We start from the raw sequence: 24,836 nt of genomic DNA, 5'->3' as shown, positions 1-24,836 counted from the left end.
GACGGGTGCGAGACCCCCGCGTGTCAGCGCAGGTCGTAGACGCGCTTGTACTTGCCCTCGCTGCGCGGCAGCGCCCCGGGCTCCTCCAGCCGGACGGCGACCGACGAGCCGATGAACACCTTGATGCGCTGCACCAGCACCTGCGCCGCCGCCTCGCACGTCTCCACGGACAGGTCGGGGTGGCGCTCGATGCGCACCGTGAGGGCGTCCATCCGGCCCTCCTTCGTCAGCTCCAGGATGAAGTGCGGCGTGAGCTGCTCGATCCCGAGCACCAGCTCCTCGATCTGCGTCGGGAAGAGGTTGACGCCGCGCAGGATGATCATGTCGTCGTTGCGCCCGGTGACCTTCTCCATCCGCCGCATACCCGGACGCGCCGTGCCGGGGAGAAGGCGGGTGATGTCGCGCGTGCGGTAGCGGATGACGGGGAACGCCTCCTTGGTGAGCGAGGTGAAGACGAGCTCGCCCCGTTCGCCGTCCGGCAGAGCCTGCAGGCTGTCGCCGTCGATCACCTCCGGCAGGAAGTGGTCCTCCCACAGGTGCGGGCCGTCCTTGGTCTCGAGGCACTCGTTGCCGACGCCCGGCCCCATGACCTCGCTGAGCCCGAAGATGTCGAGGGCGTCGATGCCGAGCCGCTGCTCCAGCTCGTGCCGCATCTCATTGGTCCAGGGCTCCGCGCCGAGCACCGCCACCTGGAGCGAGGTGGACCGCGGGTCGATGCCCTGCGCCGCCATCGCGTCGGCGATCGTGAGCAGGTAGCTCGGGGTGCACAGGATCGCGTCCGGCTCGAAGTCGCGGATGAGCTGCACTTGGCGGGCGGTCTGTCCGCCCGACATCGGGATCACGGTGGCACCCAGGGCCTCGATGCCGGCATGCGCCCCGAGCCCGCCGGTGAACAGGCCGTACCCGTAGGCGTTGTGCACCTTCATGCCGCGCCGGATGCCGCTGGCGCGGAGCGACCGGGCCACCAGCGTCCCCCAGCGGTCGAGGTCGCCGCGCGTGTAGCCGACGACGGTCGGGCGGCCCGTGGTGCCGCTGGACGCGTGGATGCGGGCGACGTCGGCCATCGGCACCGCGAACATCCCGAACGGGTACGTCTCGCGCAGGTCGTCCTTGGTGGTGAAGGGCAGCCGGTGCACGTCGTCGAGCGTGCGGATGTCGTCGGGATGCACGCCCGCGTCGTCGAACTTCCGCGTGTAGAGCGGCACGTTGCGGTAGGCGTGCTGCACGGTCCACTGCAGGCGCTCGAGCTGGAGCTGCTCGATCTCGGCACGGCTCAGCCGCTCCTCGGGATCGAGCTCCTCAGTCGTCGGCGGGCGGAGGGCGGAGGCGGGGGCGGTCATCGTCGACACGGGGACTCCTCGGAACGGGTGGGATCAGAAGGTGCGGGAGGTGGTGCGGGAGCGGCCGCGGAACTCGGCGACGGCGTCGCCCTGCTCGTCCACGACCGTCACGTCGTAGAGGCCGGAGCGACCGGTGCGGGTGCGGCGGACGGCCGTCGCGGTGAGCGTCTGCCCCGCGACGGTGGGCTTGAGGAACGAGATGTCCGCACCAGCGGCGACGGTCACCCGATCGTCCTCGTTGCAGGCGATCGCGAAAGCGGTGTCGGCGAGCGCGAACACGAGGCCACCGTGGGTGATCTGGAAGCCGTTGGTCATGTCCTCACGGACGCGCATGGACACGACCGCGTGTCCCGGGTCGTCGCGTTCGACCACGAGCCCGAGCATCGCCGAGGCCCGGTCGCGTTCCATCATCGCCCGGTTCGGCCGCACGGCCTCCGCCGTATCCGTCGCCTCCGTCATCGCCGACCTCCTCGTCGTGCTGGGACGGGACCACCGCGTCCCGTCCGCCCATACTAACTGAACGATCGGTCAGTAACGCAAGGAGGTCGGGACGACGGTCGACGGTTCACCTGATCGTGAGCGGCGGCCAGAGGGTCGCGTCCTCCACGGTCACCCCGGTGATGACGGCCGCGGGGTCCGCCGCATCCCGATCGGCGCGGAAGCGGATGATGCCCCCGTCCCGCGTCGCTGACTGGTAGAAGTACTCCCCCGACGAGACGATGCGGATGAAGGTGCCCTCCGGGAATGCGGCAGTCGCCTCCGTCACCGGCGCGCCGATGCGGACTCCGCCCGTCGCGGGCAGGTCGGCACCGTCCGGCTCGACGTCGCCCTGCACGTTCGCGATGCCGGCGGTGATCCCCGCGAGCGTCGTGCCATCGTCCGTGAACTGCAGCAGAAGCGTGCTCGCGTCGTCCCCGCTCGTGAGGCGCACCAGCGTGTCCGTTCCGCCGGCGGCCTGCGCGGTCGTCCCCGGGACCGCCGCCAGCGCCTCCTCGCGAGACATACCCAGCTGGAGCGGTCCGACACCCGTCGCGGTCATCTCCCATTCGCTCCACGGGGCTGCGGGGTCGGCCGTCTCCGGCGTCGGCGTCGCGGGCGGCGTGGCGGTCAGCTTCTCCACGAAGGCGGTCTTCGCCTCCCCCGCGCGGTCACGCAGGAGCAGCGCCGCACGCTCGGCGTCGAACTCCGAACCGTCCCTGGCCGGCTGCCACAGGTGCACGATGACGTTCCCCACCGCGGCGAAGCCGTGGTGGGCCCGCCAGGCGCTCTGCCCCGAGCCCATCTCCAGGGTTCCGGCGAAGGCCCGGACGCCGTCCGTCTCCGGCGCCGCGACGGCCGCGAAGGTCCCCGCCCCCTGCGCATCGAACTGCGCGCACTGCTCGACGGTGTCGACCAGGTCGTCCATGCGCGACGCGGCGATGTCTTCCGACGGGAACTGCAGGATCTCCTGCTTCCCGCTCATGCCCGTGTCGTCCGCGTTCACCCACGGCACGGTTCGCGCGCCGATGCTGCCCATGGAGGCTTCCATGATCAGCAGCACGCAGACCGCCGGCGTGAACTCCGGGCCGCCGCCGTCGGAATACTGCAGCAGCGTGTCCTCGACCTCCGTCGCCGGAGGCGCGGAGGGAAGAAGACCGGCGACCTCGGCGGGCGTGAGGGCGAACGCGTCGAGCTCGTCCCCGACGAAGAGGAGGGGCCCGGAATAGGGATCGGGAGTGGGCGTCGGGGTCTCCGGCGCCCGTGATGCGGTCGCCGTGGGTGTCGCCTCGGGCGTCGCCGCGCACCCCGGGAGCACCACCAGCACTCCCGCCACCACCGCCGCGAGGAGCGCCGCTCCTCGCAGCTTCCATCCGCCGTGCACCGTCGCCGACATGAACCCTCCGCATGATCATGTGCGCCGTGAACACGGCGCCCCCTGACGGAAGAGTAGCGGTCGGGAGACGCCCAAAGCCCGCCCGCCCACGGTCGATATGCGAACGAGACAATAGTCATGCCACGGAAGGCATACAAGCCATGCCGATCGCAGCCGGAAGAGCCGTGCGGCTCAGCCGGCGCCGCCTCCGCCGAGCACGAGAGCTGCTGCCTGCCGTGCCTCTGCAGCGGTCGCTGCGCGGCTCGCACCGTCAGCCGCCCGACGGCACTCGTCCGGGCCCGCCGCGTCGAGCGCGGCCGCCACCCGCCCGAGTGCGCGAGGCGTCATCGACAGCGAGGTCGCGCCGAGCCCCACGAGCACGGGGGCGAGTGCCGGGTCACCGGCCGCCTCCCCGCAGATCCCGACCGGCTTGCCCGCCGCCCGTCCCGCTGCCCCGACCGTCCCGATCAGCCGCAGCACCGCCGGCTGCCAGGGATCGTTGAGATCGGCGAGCGCACTGGACAGCCGGTCCGCAGCCAGGGTGTACTGCGCGAGGTCGTTGGTCCCGAGACTCACGAAGTCCACGACCTCGAACAGCTCGGCGGCCAGCAGCGCCGCCGCCGGGGTCTCGATCATGATCCCCGCTCTGTCCAGGCCCGCGGCACGGCACCGTGCGGCGAAGTCCGCCGCCTCGTCGACCGTGGCGACCATCGGGGCCATGACCTCCACCTCGGCGGACTCCGTATCGGCGGCCCTGGCCAGCGCGTGCAGCTGGTCGTCGAGCAGGGCGGGCCGGCGACGGGAGAGGCGCAGACCCCGGACGCCGAGCGCCGGGTTGTCCTCGTCGTCGTCGTTCGCGAACGGCAAGGGCTTGTCGCTCCCCGCATCCAGCGTGCGCACGACGACCTTCCGCCCGGGGAACGCCCGCAGCACCCCGCGGTACGCCTCGACCTGCTCCTCGATGCTCGGCGCCTCCGTCCGGTCGAGGAAGCAGAACTCGGTGCGGAAGAGTCCGACCCCCTCGGCGTGCGCAGCGGCCGCGCTCCCGGCGTCCACGGCCCCTCCGACGTTGGCCAGGAGCGGTACGCGGGTCCCGTCCGCGAGACGGCCCCGTCCGTCGAAGGTCACCACGACCGCCGCGGCCCGCGCCTCAGCGATCTCCGCCTCGTCCGGGTCGACGTGGATCGTGCCGCGATCCCCGTCGACGAGGAGCATGGCCCCCTCCGGGATGCCGGTCGCCCCTGGCACTCCGACCACGGCCGGGAGCCCCAGCGCCCGCGCGATGATCGCCGTGTGCGACGTGGGTCCGCCGTCCGCGGTCACGAGAGCGACGCAGCTCCCGCCGTCCAGCGCTGCCGTGTCGGCGGGAGCGAGGTCGGTCGCGACGAGCACGAACGGCTCGTCTCGTTCGGGGACGCCTGGCATGTCCACCCGGAGGATCTCGGCGATCATGCGATCGCGGACGTCACGGATGTCGGCGGCGCGTTCCGCCATCCTTCCGCCGAGCGCCGCGAGCGCCGCCTCATGCGCCGCGGACGTCTCCCAGACCGCCCGCGCCGCCGTCCGCCCCTGTGCGCGCACGAGGGCGGTGGCTTCGGCGACGAGCTCCGGGTCCGAGGCGAGGAGCCGGGACGCGTCCAGGATCGCCCGCGCCTCTCCGCGGGCCCGTTCGGCGCGCGAGCGCAGCTGATCGGCGACGGCGACCGCCGCCCACTCGATCGTGGAGACCTCCGCCTCCCGACCCTCCGGCGGGACGACGGTCTCGGCATCCGGTTCCGGGAGTGCCGGCGCGAGGGACACCGCCCTCGCGGCCACACGTCCCGGGCTGACGCCGCGGCCCTGCAGCACGGATCCGGAGACGATCTCCGGCGTCGGCGCCGACTCGTGGTCGGCCCGGGCTCCCGCCTGGTCGTCGCCGGCGGTGGCGCGCGCGGGCGCGGTTCCGGGGCTGCCGGCGGCGCCCTCGTCCGTCTCGACGCCCTCGCCGAACCCGCCCTGGAAGAGCGACACCAGGCGGTCGATCGCCGCCTCCGCGTCGGCTCCCCGACCCGTGAGCTCGATCTCGGTCCCCTGACGTGCTCCGAGTGCGAGCAGCCGGGTCAGGCTCCCGGCCGCGGCTTCCGGGCCGTCCGGCAGCCGCCGCAGGCGCACGTCCGCGCCCGCCGCCGATTCCGCGATCAGGGCGGCGGGCCGGGCGTGGATGCCGAGAGGGTTGCGCACCCGCACACGACGGGACACCGTCTCCCCGGCCGGCTCCGACCCGTCAGGAGCGGGCTCCGCGGGCGACGTCTCGGTGTCTTCTGCCGTCGCATCGTCCGTCGGGCCGAGCTGACCTGTCTTCGCGGCGAGGGCCGACGCGGCTTCAGCGGCGACCGCATCGAGGTCGCCCCCGGCCGCCGCGGCCACGACCGCGGCGAGGAGCCCCTCGACGAACGGCGCGGGCGCGAGCCGCACCGGCACGTCGCTGCTGCGCAGTTCCAGCGCGAGCTCGGCGCTCAGCACGGCCGAACCGAGGTCCATGAGCACGAGCACGCCGTCGACCTCGCCGGCGAGCTCGTCGATCGCCGCCGAGACCGCGACGGCGTCCGTCCCCAGGATCGGCGCGCCGTTCGCGTCCACGCCAGCGCCGGCCGCCACGCGGACCTGCACGCCGCCGCCCGGCACCATCTGCAGGGCGAGTTCGAGTGCCGCCTCCCCGAGCCGGGCACTGTGGGAGACGGCGACGATCCCGATCATCCGGCGTCCGCGAGGGCCGCCGCGAGCGCCTCGAACAGGAGCGCGGTCGAGGCGGCACCGGGGTCGAGGTGACCGGCGCTGCGCTCACCGAGGTAGCTCGCTCTGCCCTTCCGGGCGACGAGGGGCACCGTGGCGTCACGACCGGCGGCCGCGGCGTCCGCAGCCGCCCTGGCCGCCGCCGCCGCGTCCGCTCCGCCGGCGAGGGCGGCATCGAAAGCGTCGACCGCGGGGGCCATCGCGTCGAACATCGTCTTGTCGCCGGCCTCGGGCTTGCCCCGCGCGACGATGCCCTCGAGCCCCGCCCGGAGCGCGGCGGCGAGCGCCGGTCCGTCCAGTGTCGTCACCGCACCGGCCGACATCCCCATGCGCAGGAAGAACGTGCCGTAGAGGGGGCCGCTCGCGCCGCCCACCGAGCTCACCAGCGTCATGCCGACGGTCTTGAGCAACTCGTCGATCGTCGCGGGCGTCGTCGCCGCGAGCTTCTCCCCGACCGCCGTGAAGCCCCGCGCCATGTTCGCGCCGTGGTCGGCGTCCCCGATCGCGGAGTCCAGTTCCGTGAGCCAGTCGCGCTGCGCGGTGACGGCCTCGCGGTACCGGGAGATCCAGTCGACGAGGACGTCGGTGCCGACGGCCGCCATCACGCGCCCCACCGCAGGCCGGGGGTGTTCACCGGGGCGTCCCACAGGCGCAGCAGCTCGTCGTCGGCCTTCAGCACCGTGACGGAGCACCCGGCCATGTCGAGGGAGGTGATGTAGTTGCCCACCAGGTTCCGCGCGATCTGCACGCCGGACTTCTCCAGCATCGCGGCGACCTCGCCGTACATGAGGTAGAGCTCGATCAGGGGCGTGGCGCCCATGCCGTTGAGCATCACGATCGCGGGTCCTGCCGCATCGAGGTCGCCGAGGATCGGCTCGACGAGCTGCCGGGCGATCTCCGACGCGGGGGCGAGCGGCTCACGGTGTCGGCCCGGCTCTCCGTGGATGCCGATGCCGATCTCCATCTGGTCGTCGGGGAGGTCGAACGTGGGCTTGCCCGCGGCGGGGACCGTGCAGCTGGTGAGGGCCATGCCCATGGAGCGCCCCTGACCGTTGATGCGCTTCGCGAGGTCGACCACGGCCGCGAGGTCGCGGCCCTCCTCCGCGGCTGCCCCCACGAGCTTCTCCAGCAGGACCGTGAGGCCGACGCCTCGGCGCCCCGCGGTGTAGAGCGAGTCCTGCACGGCCACGTCGTCGTCCACGACGACCGTGCCCACCTCGATCCCTTCCATGGCGGCGAGTTCGGCGGCCATCTCGAAGTTCAGCACGTCGCCCGTGTAGTTCTTGACGATGTGCAGCACGCCGGCGCCGCGGTCGACCGCCTGGGTGGCGACCTGAACGCGGTCGGGGGTGGGCGAGGTGAAGACCTCGCCGGCGACGGCCGCGTCGAGCATGCCGGTGCCGACGTAGCCGCCGTGCAGGGGCTCATGGCCGGATCCGCCGCCGGAGACGACGGCCACCTTGCCCTGCGCCTTCGGTGTCGCCCGGGTGATGACGTGGTTCTCCAGGTCGACCGAGAGTTCGGGGTGCGCGGCGGCGACGCCCTTCAGGGACTCGACGAGGACGTCCTCCGGGGCGTTGATGAGCTTCTTCATCCTGCGATCTCCTTTGATGCGGCGTGAGTCTCGAGCGAAAATCCGAAAAGGATTCGTCAATGTCGAATATGCTCGGAGCCTGCCGGGTTGTCAAGATCGATCCGGCGACCGGAAACCCGGCTCGACGACGACCGGAAGGAGGACGCGCATGATCCAGGCGATCGACCGCGCGGCGAAGATCCTCGACCTGCTCCAGGGCGCCCGCCACCTCGGCATCACGGACCTCTCCGCGGCCCTGGGCCTGCCGCCGTCGACCGTGCACGGCCTCGTGAAGTCGCTGCGCGCGCACGGCCTTGTCGCGAAGGAGCGCGGCGGACAGCGGTACATGCTCGGCCCCACCCTGCTGCGACTGAGCAACGTGTACCTCGACACCCTGGACGTGCGGGCGCGGGCGATGCGCTGGACGCAGGACCTGGCGCGGCGGACGGAGCTGTCCGTGCGTCTCGGCGCCCCGCACCTCACGGACGTCCTCGTCATCCATCACAACCTCCGCCCCGACGACAGCCCGCAGATGCTGGAGACGGGGATGGCGGTCCCCGCGCACGCCTCCGCGATGGGGAAGGTGCTGCTCGCGTACGACCAGGGCTTCCAGCAGAGCGTGTTCGCCGAGCCCCTGCGCAGCCTCACCGGCGACACGGTCACCGACGTGGCGCGACTGACCCTCGAGCTGCCGGGGATCGCGGAGCGCGGGACGGCGGCGGAGAGCGATGAGGCCGTCCTCGGCGAGTCGTCCCTCGCGGCGCCGATCGCCGACGCCTCGAACACGATCGTCGCCGCGGTGGCCGTCGTGCTCCCGACCGCGGAGGCACCGGCATCCGACACCGTCGTGCACGCGCTCCGCGAGACGGCACGGAACATCTCCCGCGAACTCGGCGCGACGTCCTGGCCACCGCCCGTGGCCCCCGCCGAGGACTGACGGCGGGCGCGTCCTCCTCGATCCCGGCGGTCAGCCGCGCAGGCCGAGCGCGAACGGCAGCACGGCCGTGGCCCCGGCCTGCCGCACCGCGCGCGCCGCGACCGTCAGGGTCCAGCGACTGTCGATGAGGTCGTCGACGAGCAGCACCGGACCGGCGGGCACCTCGAGCTGCGCCGCGTCGAACCGGTCCCACACCCCCGCGAGCCGGAACACGCTGTTCCCGCCCGCCTGCCCCGAAGGCCCTCCGCCGCGCCACTCCAGCGCGCCGAGGTACGGCAGCCGCCCGATCTCGGACAGCCCGCGGGCGAGGGAGTCGACGAGCTGCGGATGCGACCGCGACGGCATCGCGACCACGGCCACCGGTCGCTCCGCCCAGTCCCACCCGGCGAGCACGCGCACGCAGGCCTGCAGCAGCGCCGGGCTGATCGGCGCGTCCGCGGCACCCGCGGCGAAGATCTCGCGCAGCGTGCCACCCCACCCGAGGTCGGTGAGCCGGGCGAGGGCACGCCCCTCATCGGCCTGCTCCCCCGCGGGGATGCGGCCGCGCACCGGCACATCGAGGCGGTCGGCCCCTGTCGGCCACGCGCGACGCGGCTCGACCGGCACGCCGACCCGGTCGAGGGAGGCCGCCGCCTGCACGCTCGCCGTCTGCGCGACCTCCGCCGGGAACCACACGCCCGCACAGTTGTCGCACCGGCCGCAGGGGGCCGCGGTGTCGTCGTCGAGAGCCCGTTGCAGGAAGGCCATGCGACAGCCGTCCGTGCGCTCGTACTCCAGCATGTGCTCCTGCTCCGCGACCCGCTCGGCGGCGATGCGCTCGTAGCGTTCGGCGTCGTACGTCCACGGCTGTCCCGTCGCGACCCACCCACCCTGCACGCGACGCACGGCACCATCCACGTCGAGCACCTTCAGCAGCAGCTCGAGGGGCGTGCGGCGGATGTCGACGAGGGCCTCCAGCGCCGGCGTCGAGATCGGAGTGTCGCCGAGCGCCGCGATCACCCGTTCGGCACGCTCCCGATCCGGCATCGACGCGGTCGCGAAGTAGTGCCAGATCTCACGGTCTTCGACACCGGGGAGCAGGAGCACGTCGGCGCTCTCGCTGGCACGCCCCGCTCGTCCCACCTGCTGGTAGTACGCGACGGGCGAGGACGGTGCTCCGAGGTGCACGACGAATCCGAGGTCCGGCTTGTCGAACCCCATGCCGAGGGCGCTGGTCGCGACGAGGGCCTTCACCTCGTTGCGCTTGAGCATGCCCTCCGACTCCGCACGCTCCTCGGCGTCGGTCTGCCCCGTGTAGGCGCGCACGTCATGGCCGTGATCGCGCAGGAACCGCGCGGTGTCGACCGCCGCCGCCACCGTCAGCGTGTAGATGATCCCGCTGCCGGGGAGGTCGTCGAGGTGGCTGAGCAGCCAGGCCAGGCGGCTCGCCGAGTCCTTGAGGCGGAGCACCCCGAGCCGCAGCGAGGTGCGGGCGAGGGGCCCGCGGATCGTGAGCACGGGCACCGTCTCCGCTTCGCCCGCGCCGCCAGGCAGCGCCCCGAGCTGCTCGGCCACGTCTGCCACCACGCGGGAGTTCGCCGTCGCGGTCGTCGCCAGCACCGGCACATCGGCGGGCATCTGCGCGATGAGGTCGCGCAGTCGGCGGTAGTCCGGGCGGAAGTCGTGCCCCCAGTCGCTGATGCAGTGCGCCTCGTCGACGACGAGCATGCCGAGCCGCGCCACCAGCGCGGGCAGCTGCTCCTCTCGGAAGGCCGGGTTGTTCAGCCGCTCCGGCGAGACGAGCAGCACGTCGACGTCGTCTCCGGCGAGCCGCTCCTGCACCTCTGCCCACTCGTGGGCGTTCGTCGAGTTGATCGCCACGGCGCGCACGCCCGCACGCTCGGCCGCGGCGATCTGGTCGCGCATGAGCGCCAGGAGCGGGGAGACGAGCACGGTGGGGCCGGCTCCCTGCCGGCGGCGGAGCAGGGTCGCGACGAAGTACACCGCCGACTTCCCCCACCCGGTGCGCTGCACAACGAGCGCGCGGCGACGCCCCTCCACCAGTGCCTCGATCGCCTCGAACTGGCCGTCGTGGAAGTCGACGTCGGGACGACCGACGAGTTCGCCGAGGGCGGCGCGGGCGGCCTCGCGGAGGGGGACGGCGGTCGGAGAGGTCATGCCCTCCACTCTGCCGCAGACCTCGGACAGGACTCCGACCGCCGCCCGCTCTCGGTGGATGACCGGTGGGAAGGCCGTAGCGTGGAGGAATGATCACCCGCGAACTCGCCGTCGCGCTCCGCGATGCCGGTCTGACCTGGAAACCCGCGGAGGGTGACCGGTTCCAGCTCGATCTGCCCGACGAGGTGGAGCTGGAGGCGGAGGCCGACGTCTTCACGGTGAGCGCGATGACCATCGAGGCGAGGCAGACGCCGGCCGGCACGGACCTCGCCTTCAACGGCACGACGGAGTGGGCGCTCGACGCCGTGACCCTCGCCGATGCGGTGTGGCTGCCGCGCGAGGACCAGCTGCGCGACCTCCTCCGCGGGACGTTCCGCACCCTCACCCGCCTCCCTGACACGTTCCGCGTCGAGATCGAGCTCGCCGGTGCTCCCCTGCGGTTCGAGCACCCGGATCCGGCGGAGGCTTACGGCCGCGCGCTGCTGGCACTGATCTCGCGCTCCCGTTGACACGCCCTGTTGAATCGGGCCGTCGCGTGTGTCAGAATTACCTAACGATCGGTCAGTAAAGAAGGACCGGAGCCCGAGGAGTCGACGATGACCAGTCCCGCAGACCTGTCCCTCGTGGACGGCGAGACCTCCGACGAGGAACGCCTGTTCGACGAGCTGATCGCGAACGAGCAGCGCATCGAGCCGCGCGACTGGATGCCCGAGGCCTATCGCAAGACGCTCATCCGGCAGATCTCCCAGCACGCGCACTCCGAGATCATCGGCATGCAGCCCGAGGGCAACTGGATCACCCGCGCACCGAGCCTCAAGCGCAAGGCGATCCTCATGGCGAAGGTGCAGGACGAGGCCGGGCACGGCCTCTACCTCTACTCCGCCGCGCAGACCCTCGGCATCACCCGTGACGAGATGATGGACCAGCTCATCTCCGGCAAGGCGAAGTACTCGTCGATCTTCAACTACCCCACCCCGACCTGGGCCGACATGGGCGCGATCGGCTGGCTCGTCGACGGCGCCGCGATCTGCAACCAGGTGCCGCTGTGCCGCGCCTCCTACGGCCCCTACGGCCGCGCGATGGTGCGCATCTGCAAGGAGGAGTCGTTCCACCAGCGCCAGGGGTTCGAGATCCTGCTCTCGCTCATGCGCGGCACCGACGAGCAGCGGCAGATGGCGCAGGACGCGGTGGACCGCTGGTACTGGCCGAGCCTGGCGATGTTCGGGCCGCCCGACGACCAGTCCCCCAACTCCGCCCAGTCGATGGCGTGGAAGATCAAGCGCTTCTCCAACGACGAGCTGCGTCAGCGGTTCGTCGGCATGCTCGTGCCCCAGGCCGAGATCCTCGGCGTCACCCTCCCCGACCCGGACCTGCGGTTCGACGAGGAGACCGGTCGCTACGAGATGGGCGAGATCGACTGGGACGAGTTCTTCCAGGTGCTGCGCGGCAACGGCCCCTGCAACGCCGAGCGTCTGGAGCGCCGCCGCACGGCGCACGACGAGGGCGCGTGGGTGCGGGAGGCCGCCGCGGAGTACGCCCGCAAGCAGCGTTCCCGCCTGACCCCTGAAGGGGCGGTGGCGTGATGGCGACCCCCGGTGCGGACCCTTCGACGAGCTCAGGGACCCAGGGCCGCGAGGTCTGGCCCCTGTGGGAGATCTTCGTGCGGGCGAACCGCGGGCTGAGCCACGTGCACGTCGGCTCGCTGCACGCCCCCGACGCCGACATGGCCATCCGCAACGCGCGCGACCTCTACACCCGCCGGGGCGAGGGCGTGTCGATCTGGGCGGTCCCCGCCGAGGCGATCACCACGAGCGACCCCGATGCCAAGGGAGCGTACTTCGAGAGTCCCGCCGGCAAGAACTACCGGCACGCGGTGTACTACACCGCCTCCGAGGGGGTGCCGCACCTGTGACCCTTCGACAGGCTCAGGGCCCCAGCTCCGCTCAGGGCCCCAGCTCCGCTCAGGCCCCCGGCTCCGCTCAGGGAGCCGGCGCCGTCCACGGGGAAGCGCATGGCGACGTCTCCGTCGACGAGCTGCGGCTCAGCGAAGAGCTCGCCGGCGCGGGCACGACCGCGGCGAGCGCCGACATCGCCGAGTACGCCCTGTGGCTCGGCGACGACGCCCTCATCCTGTCGCAGCAGCTCGGCGCCTGGATCTCCCGGGCCCCCGAGCTCGAGGAGGACGTGGCGCTCGGCAACATCGCCCTCGACCTCCTCGGCCACGCGCGCTCCTTCCTGCACTTCGCAGGCACGTGGGACGGCCGTTCCGAGGACGACCTCGCGTACTTCCGCGACGAGCCGGAGTTCCGCAGCGCCTGGATCGTGGAGCAGCCGAACGGCGACTTCGCGCAGACCATCGCGCGCCAGCTCGTCGCCTCGGTCTACCTGGTGGAGCTCTACGCCGCCCTCCGCGCGAGCACCGAGCCCACGTTCGCCGCGATCGCGGAGAAGGCGCTCAAGGAGGTCGACTACCACCGCGACCACGCCGTGCAGTGGGTGCTGCGCCTGGCGGGCGGCACGGAGGAGTCCCGGCGGCGGATGATCCGTGCCCTCACGGATGTGTGGCCGTACGTCGACGAGCTGTTCCGCGACGAGCCGCTGATCGATCGACTCGGTGATGCCGCCGTGCGCCCGTCGAGCCTCCGGGCCCCGTTCGACGCGGTCATCGCCACCGTGTTCGCCGAGGCCGGGATCGCGGTTCCGGAGGTCTCGGCGTCGTCGGCGGGCGGCCGGAACGGCGCGCACGCGACCCCCTTCGGCCACCTCCTCGCCGAGATGCAGGTCCTGGCGCGACGACACCCGGGGGCGTCATGGTGAGCCGGACCACCGCCGACACGACGGCCGAGGCGTGGCGGATCGCCGCCGCCGTGCCGGACCCGGAGGTGCCGGTGCTCACGATCGAGGACCTCGGCGTGCTGCGGGCGGTCGAGCTCCGCGGCGAGCGCGTGGTCGTCGACATCACGCCGACCTACAGCGGGTGCCCGGCCATGGACACGATCCGCGACGACGTGGTCCTCGCGCTCACGGCCGCCGGCTTCGCGGACGTCGAGGTGCGGCTCGTGCTCTCCCCCGCGTGGACCACCGACTGGATGAGTGACGCCGGGAAGCAGAAGCTCCGCGCGTACGGGATCGCGCCGCCCAGCGGCCGCGCGGCCGTACCCGCCGGTCCGATCCGGCTCGCCCTGAGCGTGCGCTGCCCCCGATGCGGCTCGCTCGACACCAGGGAGGTCTCCCGCTTCGGGTCGACCTCGTGCAAGGCGCTGTACGAGTGCCGGGCATGCCTGGAACCCTTCGATCACTTCAAGGTGCACTGATGTCGCTGTTCTCCCCGGCCCCGACGACGACGCCGGCGTCCTCTCCCGCCTCCGCCTCCCGGGCGCGGAGCCGTGCCCGGTTCCACACGCTCGAGGTCGAGGACGTCCGTCCGCTCACCGAGGACGCCGTCGAGGTGACCTTCACGGTGCCCGCGGAGCTCGCCGACGACTACGACCACCTCCCCGGGCAGTACGTGGCGCTGCGCACGACGCTGGACGACGTGGAGGTGCGGCGCTCCTACTCGCTGTGCCGGGCGCCCGAGCATCGCACCGACGGGGCGCCCACCCGCCTGAGCGTCGCCGTGAAGCGCGACGAGGGCGGGATGTTCTCCACGTGGGCCCAGACCGGCCTGCGCCCGGGCTTCCGCATCGACGTCATGAGCCCCCAGGGCACGTTCACCTCCGGTCTCGACGATCTGGACGAGAAGCACGTCGTCGGCATCGCGGCCGGCTCCGGGATCACACCGCTGATGGCTCTCGCGCACACCGTGCTCTCCCGCTCGCAGACCTCGCGGTTCACGCTCCTCTACACGAACCGGTCGACGCTGGACGTGATGTTCCTGGAGGACCTCGCCGACCTCAAGGACCGCTACCCGACGAGGCTCACGCTGCACCACGTGCTGTCCCGCGAGCAGCGGACCGCGCCGGTGCTCTCCGGCCGCATCGACGAGCCCAAGCTGCGGACGATCCTCGACGCGCTGATCGACCCGGCCGACGTGGACGAGTGGTTCCTGTGCGGACCGCTCGCGCTCGTCGACCTCTGCCGGGAGGTGCTGGCCGACGTGGGCGTGCCCCGCGAACACGTGCGCTTCGAGCTGTTCACGACCGGCGACGAGCCGGTGCGGGCCGCTCGGCCGGTCACAGTGCGCTCGGGCGAGAAGACGGTGCGGATCGAGGTGAACCTCGACGGCGTCTCGTCCACGGTGGAGAGCCCGGTCGCGGCGCGCGAGTCGGTGCTGAACGCCGCGCTGCGGGTGCGGCCGGACGCGCCGTTCGCGTGCGCGGGCGGCGTCTGCGGCACCTGCCGCGCGCGCGTGCTCGAGGGCAGCGTCACGATGACCGAGAACTACGCTCTGGAGCCCGACGAGCTGGAGCGCGGCTACGTGCTCACCTGCCAGTCCCATCCCACCAGCGACCGCGTGGTCGTGGACTACGACGTCTGAGGAGTCCTGATGATCGATCTCGCCATCGCCGACGACGTCGCCACCGTGGTGCTCGACGCCCCCGCGAAGCTCAACGCCCTGGACGAGGCCGCCCTCGCCGAGCTCGACGCCGCGTACCGGGAGGCGGAGGCCGCCGGGGTGCGGGCGCTGCTGCTCCGCGGTGAGGGGCGGGCGTTCTGCGCCGGGCGGGACATCTCCGCCGTCGATCCGCGCGACGACGACGTGCTCGGCTACCTCGGCGGACGCGTGACGCCCCTGCTGCAGCGGATGTCCCGTTTCCCGGCGCCGACCTTCGCCGTCGCCCACGGCGCCTGTCTCGGCGTGGGCCTCGGGCTGCTCATCGCGACGGATGTCGTCTACGTCGCGGAATCGGCGAAGATCGGCTCGCCGTTCGCCGCGCTCGGCGCGACCCTCGACTCCGGCGGGCACGCGCTGTTCCTCGACCGGCTCGGCCCGCACAAGACGCTCGACCTCATCTACACGGGGCGGCTCATGAGCGGCACGGAGGCCGTGCGCTCGGGGCTCTTCTCTCAGGTGTTCCCGGACGACGAGGTGCGGGCGGCCGCGGCGGCTGCCACCGCGGCCGCTGCCCACGGCGCCACGGCCGCCTTCCGGGCGAGCAAGGAGCTCGTCGCCCGCATCCGCGACGAACGCCTCACCCTGTGGGAGTCCATCGACGTCGAGAACGCGGCGCAGGCCGCCCTGTGCGACACCGAGGACTACCGCGAGGGCTTCGCCGCGTTCCAGGAGAAGCGGAAGCCGGAGTTCCGCGGGCGCTGACGTCACGGCCCTGTCGTCGCTGTCAACCGTCTCGTGCGGTGTCCGACCCCGGTGGGAGGATGCCCGCATGCTGCTCTCGGAGCTCGTCACCACCACCGACCAGGTCGCCGCGACCTCGTCTCGCCTGGCCAAGATCGAGGCGATCGCGGCGCTGCTCCGCCGGGCCGACGCCGACGACATCCCACCTCTCGTGGGACTGCTCCTCGCCGCGCCGCGCCAGGGTCGCCTCGGCGTGGGCTGGCGGGGGCTGACGAACCTCGCGATCGAGCACAGCGCGACCTCGACCCTGACCATCGCGGAGGTCGACCACGTCTTCGACACCCTGGCGCACACCTCGGGCTCCGGTTCGGCCGGCGTGCGCAGCGAGCTGCTGCACGACCTCGCCGCCCGGGCCACTGCTCCCGAATGGGACTTCCTGACCAGGGCGATGCTCGGGGAGCTCCGCACCGGAGCGTTGAGCGGCGTGCTCCTCGACGCGATCGCCCGCGCCGCCGAGGCCCCGCCTGCCACGGTGCGACGGGCCGCCATGCTCTCCGGCGACCTCGGCGAGACGGCGCTGCTCGCGCTCACCGGTGCCGAAGGAGCGCTCGACGAGGTCGGGCTCCGGGTGGGACGCCCCGTGCTCCCCATGCTCGCGGCCACGGCGCCGACGCCCACGGCCGCCCTGGAGATCACCGGACGCGCCTCGGTCGAGTACAAGCTCGACGGCGCGCGGATCCAGGTGCACCGCCGCGGCGATGAGGTCGGCATCTACACACGGAGCCTCGCAGACGTCACCCACCGGCTGCCCGAGATCGTCGAGGTCGTCCGCGGTCTTCCCGCGCAGGAGGTCATCCTCGACGGCGAGACCCTGGCGCTCGACGAGGACGGCGGTCCCCGGCCGTTCCAGGAGACGATGTCCCGGTTCGGCGCGGATGCCGCGCGCGAGCTCGCCCTGCGACCCTGGTTCTTCGACGTCCTGCACGTGGACGGCCGCGACCTACTGGACGAGCCACTGTCGGTGCGTCAGGAGGTCCTGGCCGAGGTCGCCGGCGAGTGGCGCATGCCCGGCATCGTGACCGACAGCGCGGAGGAGGCCGAGCGCCTGTCCCGCGAAGCCCTGGCGGCCGGTCATGAAGGCGTGCTCGTGAAGGCCGTGGATGCGCCGTACGCCGCCGGCCGTCGCGGCAAGTCCTGGGTCAAGGTGAAACCCGTCCTCACGTTCGACCTCGTCGTGCTGGGCGCCGAGTGGGGGTCGGGGCGCCGCCGCGGATGGCTGTCGAACCTGCACCTCGGTGCCCGGGATCCGGACGGCGACTTCGGCGACCCCGGCGGGTTCGTGATGGTGGGGAAGACGTTCAAGGGCCTCACCGACGCGCTGCTGCAGTGGCAGACCGACGAGTTCCCGGCGCACGAGACCCGTCGCTCCGCGTCGACGGTTTTCCTCCGGCCGGAGCTCGTGGTCGAGATCGCGATCGACGGCGTGCAGCGGTCCCCGCGCTACCCCGGCGGCCTCGCCCTCCGGTTCGCCAGGGTCAAGGGCTACCGTCCGGACAAGAGCGCTGCGGAGGCCGACACGATCCAGACCCTCCTGGCCCTGCGGCGCGGTGCGGCGGACGACTCCTGATCAGGCCGTGGGCGGGAGTCCTTCGTCCTCCTGACGCACCGTGCCGCGGAACGACCAGGGGAAGTCGATCCAGAGGTCGGTGTCCTTCCACGCGAAGTCCGGCTGGATGATCGTCGAGGGCTTCGTGTAGATCGTGACCGAGCGGACGTCGGCGCCCTTCTCCTGCAGCAGCTGCACCGCGAGCGCCAGCGTGCGACCGGAGTCGGCGACATCGTCCACGAGCAGCACGCGGCGACCGTCGAGGTAGGCCATGTCGAGCTCGGGCGGCAGCACCTCCGGGGCCTCCAGCACGGTGCCGATGCCGGTGTAGAACTCGACGTTGATGGCGCCGCAGTTCTTCACGCCGAGTCCGTACGCGATGGCGCCGGCCGGGAGCAGGCCGCCGCGCGCGATCGCCACCACGACCTCCGGCTCGAAGCCCGTCGCGATGATGTTCCGCGCCAGATCGCGCGTCGCCGCGCCGAAGCCGTCCCACGTGAGCGTCTCGCGCTCGATCGATGCATCCGTCATCGTTCCATTCTCGCGCATCCGCTCCGTCCGAGCCGCCGCTAGACTGAGCAGGTCCGGCCCCGCCGGTGCCTGAAAAAGAGGCACGAAGCACCTCGCATCGCCGCGAGGGCGAGACACATACGGATCCCCCTTCTCCGTCCCTGTCTCGAAAGGCTTCCCCATGCCCTCCGTCTCCGCGCACGTCGCCCTCACCCTCGCCCAGCACGTCGATGCCGTCTTCGGCGTCATGGGCAACGGCAACGCCTACTTCCTCGACGCCCTCGAGACGCAGACGGACGCCACCTTCACCGCCGTCCGTCACGAGCAGGGCGCGGTCGTCGCGGCCGACGCGCACTTCCGCGCCTCCGGCCGCATCGCCGCGGGCACCTCCACCTACGGCGCCGGCTTCACGAACACGATCACGGCGCTGGCCGAGGCCGTGCAGGCGCACGTGCCGCTCGTCCTCGTCGTCGGTGACGAGCCCACATCGGGGCCGCGGCCGTGGGACGTGGACCAGATCGCTCTGGCCTCGGCGGTGGGCGCGCGCACCTACACCGTCGGGCGGACCGATGCCGCCGCGACCACCGTCATCGCCGTCGAGCACGCCCTCACCTATCGCGTGCCCGTCGTGCTCGCCATCCCCTACGACGTGGCCGCCCTCGAGGCCGGCGCGGTGCCGGCGGCCCCGGCTCCCCGCCTCCCCGCGCCGCTCGCCCCGCGCGGGGACTTCGCCGAGGGCATGCTGGATGAGATCGCCGCCGCCCTGCGCGACGCCGAGCGCCCGTTCCTCCTCGCCGGCCGCGGGGCCTGGCTGGCCGGCGCGGGCGAGGCTCTCGGCACCCTCGCCGCGCAGACCGGGGCCCTCACCGCCTCCTCCGCCCTCGGCCGCGGCATCTTCCCGGACGCCCGGTACGACCTCGGCGTGACGGGCGGCTTCGGCGCCGAGGGGGCGATGGAGCTCGTGCGGACCGCCGACGTCGCGGTGGTCTTCGGCGCGAGCCTCAACCAGTTCACGATGCGCTTCGGCGAGCTGTTCGCCCCGGGCACCCGGGTGTACCAGATCGACACCACTCCGGCCGCGACCCATGCCCACGTCGGCGGCTTCGTGCGCGCCGACGCCCGCCTCGCCGCCGAGGCCCTCGTCACCCGCCTCTCCTCCGGGCACGACTTCGGAGATGCCGCCGGACTCGCCGGGGCCACCCCCGACTCCGGCGGCGTGTCGGGCGCGGGCTCCGACGTTGTGCCCGCCCGACCCTGGAGGGAGACGGTCGACGTCGCCGCGGCCCGCGCGTACGAGCCCGGAGACGAGCTCGCGCCGGACGGCCGCCTCGACCCGCGTTCCGCCGCGCGCCGGATCGCCGAGCTCCTCCCCGAAGACCGCGTCGTGGTCTCGGACGGCGGGCACTTCATCGGCTGGGCGAACATGTACTGGCCGGTCGCCGCGCCCGACCGGATGATGATGATCGGCACCGCGTTCCAGTCGATCGGACAGGGCTGGCCCAGCGTGGTCGGCGCCGCCCTCGCCCGTCGTGACGCGACCATCGTGCTCACCTCCGGCGACGGCGGCGGGCTCATGGCGATCGCCGACCTCGAATCGGCCGTGCGGGCAGCGGGCGGACGCGGCATGGCCGTGGTCTGGAACGATGCCGCGTACGGCGCCGAGGTCAACCTCTACGGGCTGAAGGGGCTGGCCGAGGGACCGATGCGCATCCCCGAGGTCGACTTCGCCGCCTTCGGGGCCGCGGTCGGTGCGGAGGGCGTCGTCGTGCGGACGCTGGACGGCCTCGATCGCCTCGCCGCGTGGGCCGGGGAGGACCCGGCGACCCGGCCCTTCCTCGTCCTCGACCTCCGGATCTCCGGCGACGTGATCGCGCCGTACCAGCAGGAGATCATCCGCGTGAACTCCTGACCGCGCGGGCCGATAGGCTCCCGGAATGACGGATGCTCCCGAGGTCCTGCGCTACAGCGCCTTCGCCGCGACGCCGGACGGCGGCAACCCCGCGGGGGTCGTCTTCGACGCCGACGGGCTCGATGAGGCGGACATGCAGCGGGTCGCGGCCGAGGTCGGCTACTCCGAGACCGCGTTCGTACAGGAGGCCGCGGCGGACGACTCCCGCTTCCGCGTGCGCTACTGGTCGCCGGCTGCGGAGGTGCCGTTCTGCGGGCATGCGACGGTCGCGACCGCGGTGGCCCTCGCCGAGCGGCAGGGTCCGGGGGCGGTCGTGTTCGAGACCGCGGCCGGAGACGTGTCCATGGAGTCCTTCGCGGACGCCGACGGCCGGGTCACGGTGTCGTTCACGAGCGTCGAGCCGGAGGTGCGCGACCTCGACCCCGTCGTGCGTGACCGCCTCCTCGCTCTGCTGGGGATGGAGCCGGGCGATGTCGACCCGCGCTTCCCGGTCCGCGAGGCGTTCGCGGGCAACTGGCATCCGATCGTCTTCGTCGCCGACCGGGAGCTCTTCCACCAGTTCCGCTTCTCCCCCTCCGACGTCGCGGCCCTCATGCGCGCACAGGGGTGGCACGGCACGGTGACGGTGCTGCACGCCGACGATCCGGCCGAGATCCAGGCCCGCAACCTCTTCCCCGTGGGGCGCATCACGGAGGATCCGGCGACAGGGTCCGCGGCCGCTTCCGTCGGCGCCTATCTCCGCGCCCAGGGCTATCCCGGCGACACCGTCCGCATCCATCAGGGCGCCCACGTCGGTCGCCCGAGCGAACTCCGCGTCGCGATCCCGTCCTCCGGCGGCCTCGTCGTCTCCGGCGGAGCCACCCGCCTCCCCTGACCTCCCGGACCCGACCCGGGAGCCGAACCGGACCCGGACCCGTCAGCCCTGGGCGCTGTAGTCCGGGAGCTCCTGCAGGGTCCAGGTGTTGCCATCGGGGTCGTCGAAGCGCACGAATCGCCCCCAGTCCTGCTCGTCCACGCCCTCCGCCTCCACGCCGAGGCCGCGCAGGTGCGCGAGAGCTTCGTCGGCGTCGGGGACGACCACCTGGATGGTGTTCTGCTGCCCCGGCTCCAAGCCGCTGGTCAGCCCCGTGCCGAAGGCGATCGAGCAGGCCGATCCCGGCGGGGTCATCTGCACGAACCGCAGCCCCTCGTACGGCACCTGATCATGGTCGGCGTGGAAACCGATCTTCACGTAGAAGTCCTTCGCCCGGTCGACATCGCTGACCGGGACGAAGATGAGCTCGATCTTCCAGTCCATCACGCACTCCTCCTGTCGGGCTCCGTCACCCGACGGCCCTCACAGTACGCGCGGCCTCCGACACCCGCCAGAGGAGTCAGAGCCAGCCCTTGTCGGACGCGATCCGCACCGCCTGCGCCCGGTTCTCGGCACCGGTCTTGCCGATCGCGGCGGAGAGGTGGTTGCGCACGGTGCCCGCCGATAGGAACACCTCCGCCGCGATGGCCGCTGCGGATCGTCCATCGGCGGCCAGCCGCAGCACCTGCCGCTCCCGGTCGCTCAGCGGGTTGGCTCCCTCGAACAGGCTCTCCTCGGCGAGTTTCGGATCGAGCACCCGGAGTCCGGCGTGCACGCGGCGTACGGCCGCGGCGAGTTCCTCGGCCGGGGTGTCCTTCACCACGAACCCGCTCGCCCCGGCGTCGAGCGCCGCGCGCAGGTACCCGGGTCGCGCGAACGTGGTCACCACGAGCACGCGCGTCTGCGGACTGGCCGCGCGGATCTGTTTCGTCGCCTCGACGCCGTCCACGCCCGGCATCTGGATGTCCATCAGACACACGTCCGGCTGCAGGTCCTCCGCCAGGCGCAGCGCCTCCGCGCCGTCCGCTGCCAGGCCCTGCACCGTGAGATCCGGCTCCAGGTCGAGCAGGGCCCCGAGCGCCCCGCGCACGAGTGCCTGGTCGTCGGCGATGAGCAGCCGGATCGGAGCCGTCGGGGCCGCCGTCACCACGTCACCTCCACCCGCGTGCCCGCCACCTCGCCGGGCCGCACGGTGAACCCGGCGCCGGCCGCCGCCGCGCGCTCCCGCATCCCCCGGATGCCGTTGCCCTCGCGATGCCCGGTCGCGGACGCGGGCCCGACACCGTCGTCCTCCACGGTGAGCACGCCCGGAGCGATGCGCACACGGACGGCCGCGGCCCCGGAGTGCCGCAACGTGTTGGTCGTCGCCTCGCGGAGGATCCAGCTCGCCGTGATCGCCTGGACCGGCGAGAGGGCGTCCGGAGTCCCGTCCACGACGAGCGCGATGTCCGCGGCGCGCAGCGAATCCTCGGTCGACGCGAGCTGCTCGACGAGGGTCGTCGCCCGCGCACCGGCGACGGTCTGCCGCACTCCGGCGATGGCCTCCGCGGTCAGACGTTCGATGTCGGCGAGCTCGGCCTTGGCGCGCTCCGGGTCGGAGTCCATCAGCCGCCGCACGAGCTGTGCCTTGAGTCCGACGACCGTCAGCGAGTGGCCGATGAGGTCGTGCACGTCGCGCGCCACGGCTTCCCGCCCCTCGCTGGTCGCCAGCTCCCTGCCCAGCTGCTCCGCCTCCGCCGAGCGCACGATGAGCCAGGTCGAGACCGTGTTCACGACGCCGAGGAGGGTGACGATCGCGAGGACGGACAGGTAGGAGAGGTTGTCGGGGATGAGGAAGACGCAGCCGGCCGCCACCACGAGCGCGGCGATGGTCGTGATCCAGTGCCAGGCACGGGTCAGTCCGTACGAGGCGAACGACATGATGAACGGCAGGAAGCTCAGCGCCGACCCGCCCACGGCCGGGATCGTGACGAGCGCGCAGGCGATGAGCGCGGCGAACGTGATCCACTGCCGCCGCGAGGGGGCGCGACCGAGGCCGCCTCCGCCGCGCATGCCGTGCAGGAACCCCGTCACATAGAGGACGATGAACGCGACCAGCGCCACCCATCCCGTGACGACCCACGCCGGCGGAGCGGCGGAGGCGAGCAGCGCGAGGACCGGGTAGATCAGGAACACGAGCCAGACGACGGCCATCAGCCAGCCGAACCGCGCCCAGGGGTCCTTGCCCGTCCCGGATCGGACGTCCGCCTCCCGGCCCTCCTGCATCGTCATCCGTCCAACCTACTGTCGCGCCGGGGCGCTCACCGCCGTGACCGCGAGCGCCGCACGCCCATCGTCACCAGCACCGCGAAGACGACGAGCCAGACCGCGACGTTGAGGAGCAGCATCCACAGCTCATCCGTCTGCCCCGTCGTCAGCACGCCCTCCGTGAGCGGCCACCGGCTCAGGGCGACGAAGCCGTACAACGGGGTGAACCGGGCGATGTCGAGCATGACGCCGTCGAGCGGCATGAACACGTTGCCGAAGAAGGCGAAGAAGGTCATCGAGATGGACGCGAGCGCGGCGGCGGAGTCGGAGCCGAAGAACAGGCCGACCCCGAGCCCGTAGAGGCCGAACATGAGGCCGATGCCGAGGATGAGGGCGGCGGTCACGACCCAGCGCCAGGCGCCCTCCGCCTCCGCGCCGGTGAGCAGCCCGGCGACGAACACCGCGACGAGGGCGAGCGCCGCGAACGACACGGCGGTGAGCAGCTTCGTCAGGGCGTAGCCGGTGGTCGTCAGCGGCGTCATCGCGAGCTGCCTTCCCCACCCCTGCTTGGCCTCGGTGGCCGCGAGCGAGGTGAGCGAGCTCATCGCCACCGCGGTGCCGTAGGCCGCCATCGAGACCATCACGTAGAAGGAGACGTTGCCGTTGCCGGCGGAGAGCGTGCCGTACCCCATGCCCGCACCGAAGAGCAGGTACATGGCCACGGGCATGGCGAGGGTGAAGGCGAGCGTGTAGGGGTTGCGCAGTTGGCGCAGCCCCTCGATGCGCAGCATGGTGGGCGAGACGCTCGTGGTCATGTCAGTCCTCCGTGAGGGCGGTGAAGGCGGTCTCGAGCGTGGGGGCGGCGATCTCCAGGTCATGCGCTCCCCCGTCGAGCAGCAGGCGGGCGGCGGCGTCGGAGTCGGTGGCGCGGAGGCTGAGGCGGTCCCCGTCGATGCGCACGCCCGTCACGCCCTCCGCGGCGGTCAAGGCTGCGACCAGCGCGTCCGCCACGGCGGGCGCGGTGGCGGAGACCGTGCGCTCACCGAGGCTCGCACGGAGCAGGGCGGTGGGCGCGTCCGCGACGACGGTGCCCCGATGCATGACCACCGTGCGGCGGGCGAACTGCTCCGCCTCCTCCAGATAGTGCGTGGCGAACACGATCGTGCGCCCGGCGTCCGCGTCGGCACGCATCACGTCCCAGAAGTGGCGCCGCGCGGTGACGTCCATGCCGGCGGTCGGCTCGTCGAGCACGAGGATGTCGGGATCGGAGATCATCGCGAGCGCGAACTTCACGCGCTGCTGCTCGCCGCCCGAGCACTTGGACACCCGGCGGCGCGCGAGACCGGCGAGGTCGGCACGGCGCATCACCTCCGGCACGCGTGCGAGGGCTTCCCGCCCGTACAGCGAGGCGATCAGCCGCACGGTCTCGCCGACGGTGAGGTCGCCGAGCAGGCCCCCGGTCTGCAGCACGGCCCCGATGGCCCCGTTCGCGGTGGCCCGTTCCGGAGCCGCCCCGAGCACGCGCACGGTCCCGCTGCTGGGGGCGGTGAGCCCGAGGAGCATGTCGAGCGTGGTGGTCTTGCCCGCGCCGTTAGGGCCGAGCAGGGCGACCACCTCGCCGCGCCGCACGGAGAGGTCGACACCGTCGACGGCCGGCACGCGGCGCTCGCCGCTGCCGAAGTGCTTGCGCACGTCGATCAGCTCCAGCGCCACGGGTCTGTCATCGACGGCGGGGGACGCGGAGGACGACGCGACGCGCGGTGCCGCCTCCTGCACGGATGTCTCGTTCATGCCTCCAGCCTCGCGCCGGAGCGGGCGGCCGCCCGGAGGGCGGTGTCATCTCC

At 72.6% G+C, this 24,836-nt stretch carries 24 protein-coding genes; 11 read left to right on the top strand and 13 right to left on the bottom strand.

Annotated features, from left to right (window positions below; all coding sequences use genetic code 11):
• Positions 1–23 precede the first annotated feature (23 nt).
• The 6 genes from paaK to dhaK all read right to left on the bottom strand — a co-directional run bounded on the left by paaK (position 24) and on the right by dhaK (position 7,558).
• Positions 24–1,340, bottom strand: a complete 1,317-nt coding sequence (paaK, locus tag KZC57_RS14305) for a phenylacetate--CoA ligase PaaK (protein WP_060923120.1) — start codon at positions 1,338–1,340, stop codon at positions 24–26.
• A gap of 33 nt (positions 1,341–1,373) precedes the next feature.
• Positions 1,374–1,799 carry a hydroxyphenylacetyl-CoA thioesterase PaaI gene (gene paaI, locus KZC57_RS14300; protein WP_060923117.1) on the bottom strand — a complete coding sequence of 142 codons (426 nt, stop codon included), beginning with the start codon at positions 1,797–1,799 and terminating at the stop codon, positions 1,374–1,376.
• A 106-nt stretch (positions 1,800–1,905) separates the two neighbouring features.
• On the bottom strand, positions 1,906–3,213 hold the full coding sequence (locus tag KZC57_RS14295; protein ID WP_247642030.1) for a sensor domain-containing protein: 1,308 nt from the start codon (positions 3,211–3,213) through the stop codon (positions 1,906–1,908).
• A 171-nt stretch (positions 3,214–3,384) separates the two neighbouring features.
• On the bottom strand, positions 3,385–5,928 hold the full coding sequence (gene ptsP, locus KZC57_RS14290) for a phosphoenolpyruvate--protein phosphotransferase (protein ID WP_247642029.1): 2,544 nt from the start codon (positions 5,926–5,928) through the stop codon (positions 3,385–3,387).
• Positions 5,925–6,566, bottom strand: a complete 642-nt coding sequence (gene dhaL / locus KZC57_RS14285; RefSeq protein ID WP_083371088.1) for a dihydroxyacetone kinase subunit DhaL — start codon at positions 6,564–6,566, stop codon at positions 5,925–5,927. The genes ptsP and dhaL overlap by 4 nt, the downstream gene beginning before the upstream one ends.
• Entirely contained in the window at positions 6,566–7,558 is a 993-nt protein-coding gene (gene dhaK / locus KZC57_RS14280; RefSeq protein WP_060923637.1) for a dihydroxyacetone kinase subunit DhaK, read from the bottom strand. Before dhaK ends, dhaL begins: the two co-directional genes overlap by 1 nt.
• A gap of 148 nt (positions 7,559–7,706) precedes the next feature.
• Here dhaK and KZC57_RS14275 point away from each other — a divergent pair, with 148 nt between their 5' ends.
• Positions 7,707–8,474, top strand: coding sequence for an IclR family transcriptional regulator (locus KZC57_RS14275; RefSeq protein ID WP_247642028.1), 768 nt, complete (start codon positions 7,707–7,709; stop codon positions 8,472–8,474).
• A 30-nt stretch (positions 8,475–8,504) separates the two neighbouring features.
• On the opposite strand, the gene KZC57_RS14270 is transcribed toward KZC57_RS14275, so the two are convergent.
• Positions 8,505–10,631 carry a RecQ family ATP-dependent DNA helicase gene (locus KZC57_RS14270; RefSeq protein ID WP_247642027.1) on the bottom strand — a complete coding sequence of 709 codons (2,127 nt, stop codon included), beginning with the start codon at positions 10,629–10,631 and terminating at the stop codon, positions 8,505–8,507.
• An 89-nt stretch (positions 10,632–10,720) separates the two neighbouring features.
• Between KZC57_RS14270 and KZC57_RS14265 the strand changes: the two genes are divergently transcribed.
• From KZC57_RS14265 to KZC57_RS14230, 8 genes are all read left to right on the top strand, one after another.
• Complete coding sequence (locus KZC57_RS14265) at positions 10,721–11,140, top strand: hypothetical protein (RefSeq protein ID WP_060923570.1); 420 nt, start codon at positions 10,721–10,723, stop codon at positions 11,138–11,140.
• An 87-nt stretch (positions 11,141–11,227) separates the two neighbouring features.
• Entirely contained in the window at positions 11,228–12,214 is a 987-nt protein-coding gene (gene paaA / locus KZC57_RS14260; RefSeq protein WP_060923571.1) for a 1,2-phenylacetyl-CoA epoxidase subunit PaaA, read from the top strand.
• The gene (paaB, locus tag KZC57_RS14255) at positions 12,214–12,543 is read left to right on the top strand and encodes a 1,2-phenylacetyl-CoA epoxidase subunit PaaB (protein ID WP_025103829.1); all 330 of its coding nucleotides are present in this window, start codon (positions 12,214–12,216) and stop codon (positions 12,541–12,543) included. Before paaA ends, paaB begins: the two co-directional genes overlap by 1 nt.
• Positions 12,544–12,665: 122 nt before the next feature.
• The gene (paaC, locus tag KZC57_RS14250) at positions 12,666–13,448 is read left to right on the top strand and encodes a 1,2-phenylacetyl-CoA epoxidase subunit PaaC (protein ID WP_247642190.1); all 783 of its coding nucleotides are present in this window, start codon (positions 12,666–12,668) and stop codon (positions 13,446–13,448) included.
• Positions 13,442–13,945, top strand: coding sequence for a 1,2-phenylacetyl-CoA epoxidase subunit PaaD (gene paaD / locus KZC57_RS14245; protein WP_247642026.1), 504 nt, complete (start codon positions 13,442–13,444; stop codon positions 13,943–13,945). Before paaC ends, paaD begins: the two co-directional genes overlap by 7 nt.
• Complete coding sequence (gene paaE, locus KZC57_RS14240) at positions 13,945–15,108, top strand: 1,2-phenylacetyl-CoA epoxidase subunit PaaE (RefSeq protein WP_247642025.1); 1,164 nt, start codon at positions 13,945–13,947, stop codon at positions 15,106–15,108. The genes paaD and paaE overlap by 1 nt, the downstream gene beginning before the upstream one ends.
• A 9-nt stretch (positions 15,109–15,117) precedes the next feature.
• Positions 15,118–15,888, top strand: coding sequence for an enoyl-CoA hydratase/isomerase family protein (locus tag KZC57_RS14235; protein WP_247642024.1), 771 nt, complete (start codon positions 15,118–15,120; stop codon positions 15,886–15,888).
• Positions 15,889–15,955: 67 nt separating this feature from the next.
• On the top strand, positions 15,956–17,494 hold the full coding sequence (locus KZC57_RS14230; protein WP_247642023.1) for an ATP-dependent DNA ligase: 1,539 nt from the start codon (positions 15,956–15,958) through the stop codon (positions 17,492–17,494).
• On the opposite strand, the gene KZC57_RS14225 is transcribed toward KZC57_RS14230, so the two are convergent.
• Complete coding sequence (locus KZC57_RS14225) at positions 17,495–18,004, bottom strand: phosphoribosyltransferase (protein ID WP_247642022.1); 510 nt, start codon at positions 18,002–18,004, stop codon at positions 17,495–17,497. It abuts the gene before it with no gap.
• Between the two features lie 160 nt (positions 18,005–18,164).
• On the opposite strand from KZC57_RS14225, the gene KZC57_RS14220 reads away from it, so the two are divergent.
• The gene (locus tag KZC57_RS14220; protein WP_247642021.1) at positions 18,165–19,892 is read left to right on the top strand and encodes a thiamine pyrophosphate-binding protein; all 1,728 of its coding nucleotides are present in this window, start codon (positions 18,165–18,167) and stop codon (positions 19,890–19,892) included.
• A 25-nt stretch (positions 19,893–19,917) separates the two neighbouring features.
• Positions 19,918–20,766, top strand: a complete 849-nt coding sequence (locus KZC57_RS14215) for a PhzF family phenazine biosynthesis protein (RefSeq protein WP_144880754.1) — start codon at positions 19,918–19,920, stop codon at positions 20,764–20,766.
• Between the two features lie 42 nt (positions 20,767–20,808).
• On the opposite strand, the gene KZC57_RS14210 is transcribed toward KZC57_RS14215, so the two are convergent.
• The 5 genes from KZC57_RS14210 to KZC57_RS14190 all read right to left on the bottom strand — a co-directional run bounded on the left by KZC57_RS14210 (position 20,809) and on the right by KZC57_RS14190 (position 24,783).
• Positions 20,809–21,189 carry a VOC family protein gene (locus tag KZC57_RS14210; RefSeq protein WP_025103820.1) on the bottom strand — a complete coding sequence of 127 codons (381 nt, stop codon included), beginning with the start codon at positions 21,187–21,189 and terminating at the stop codon, positions 20,809–20,811.
• Positions 21,190–21,265: 76 nt separating this feature from the next.
• Positions 21,266–21,892, bottom strand: a complete 627-nt coding sequence (locus tag KZC57_RS14205) for a response regulator transcription factor (protein WP_247642020.1) — start codon at positions 21,890–21,892, stop codon at positions 21,266–21,268.
• Positions 21,889–23,016, bottom strand: a complete 1,128-nt coding sequence (locus KZC57_RS14200) for a sensor histidine kinase (RefSeq protein ID WP_247642019.1) — start codon at positions 23,014–23,016, stop codon at positions 21,889–21,891. The genes KZC57_RS14205 and KZC57_RS14200 overlap by 4 nt, the downstream gene beginning before the upstream one ends.
• A 29-nt stretch (positions 23,017–23,045) precedes the next feature.
• A complete protein-coding gene (locus tag KZC57_RS14195; protein WP_247642018.1) occupies positions 23,046–23,807 on the bottom strand; it encodes an ABC transporter permease in 762 nt (253 codons plus the stop codon).
• A gap of 1 nt (position 23,808) precedes the next feature.
• The gene (locus tag KZC57_RS14190; RefSeq protein ID WP_247642017.1) at positions 23,809–24,783 is read right to left on the bottom strand and encodes an ABC transporter ATP-binding protein; all 975 of its coding nucleotides are present in this window, start codon (positions 24,781–24,783) and stop codon (positions 23,809–23,811) included.
• Positions 24,784–24,836 lie beyond the last annotated feature (53 nt).

This window comes from Microbacterium sp. KSW4-4, assembly GCF_023091185.1.
Classification (GTDB): Bacteria; Actinomycetota; Actinomycetes; order Actinomycetales; family Microbacteriaceae; genus Microbacterium; species Microbacterium paraoxydans.
This window is presented reverse-complemented; position numbering and strand designations above follow the sequence as displayed.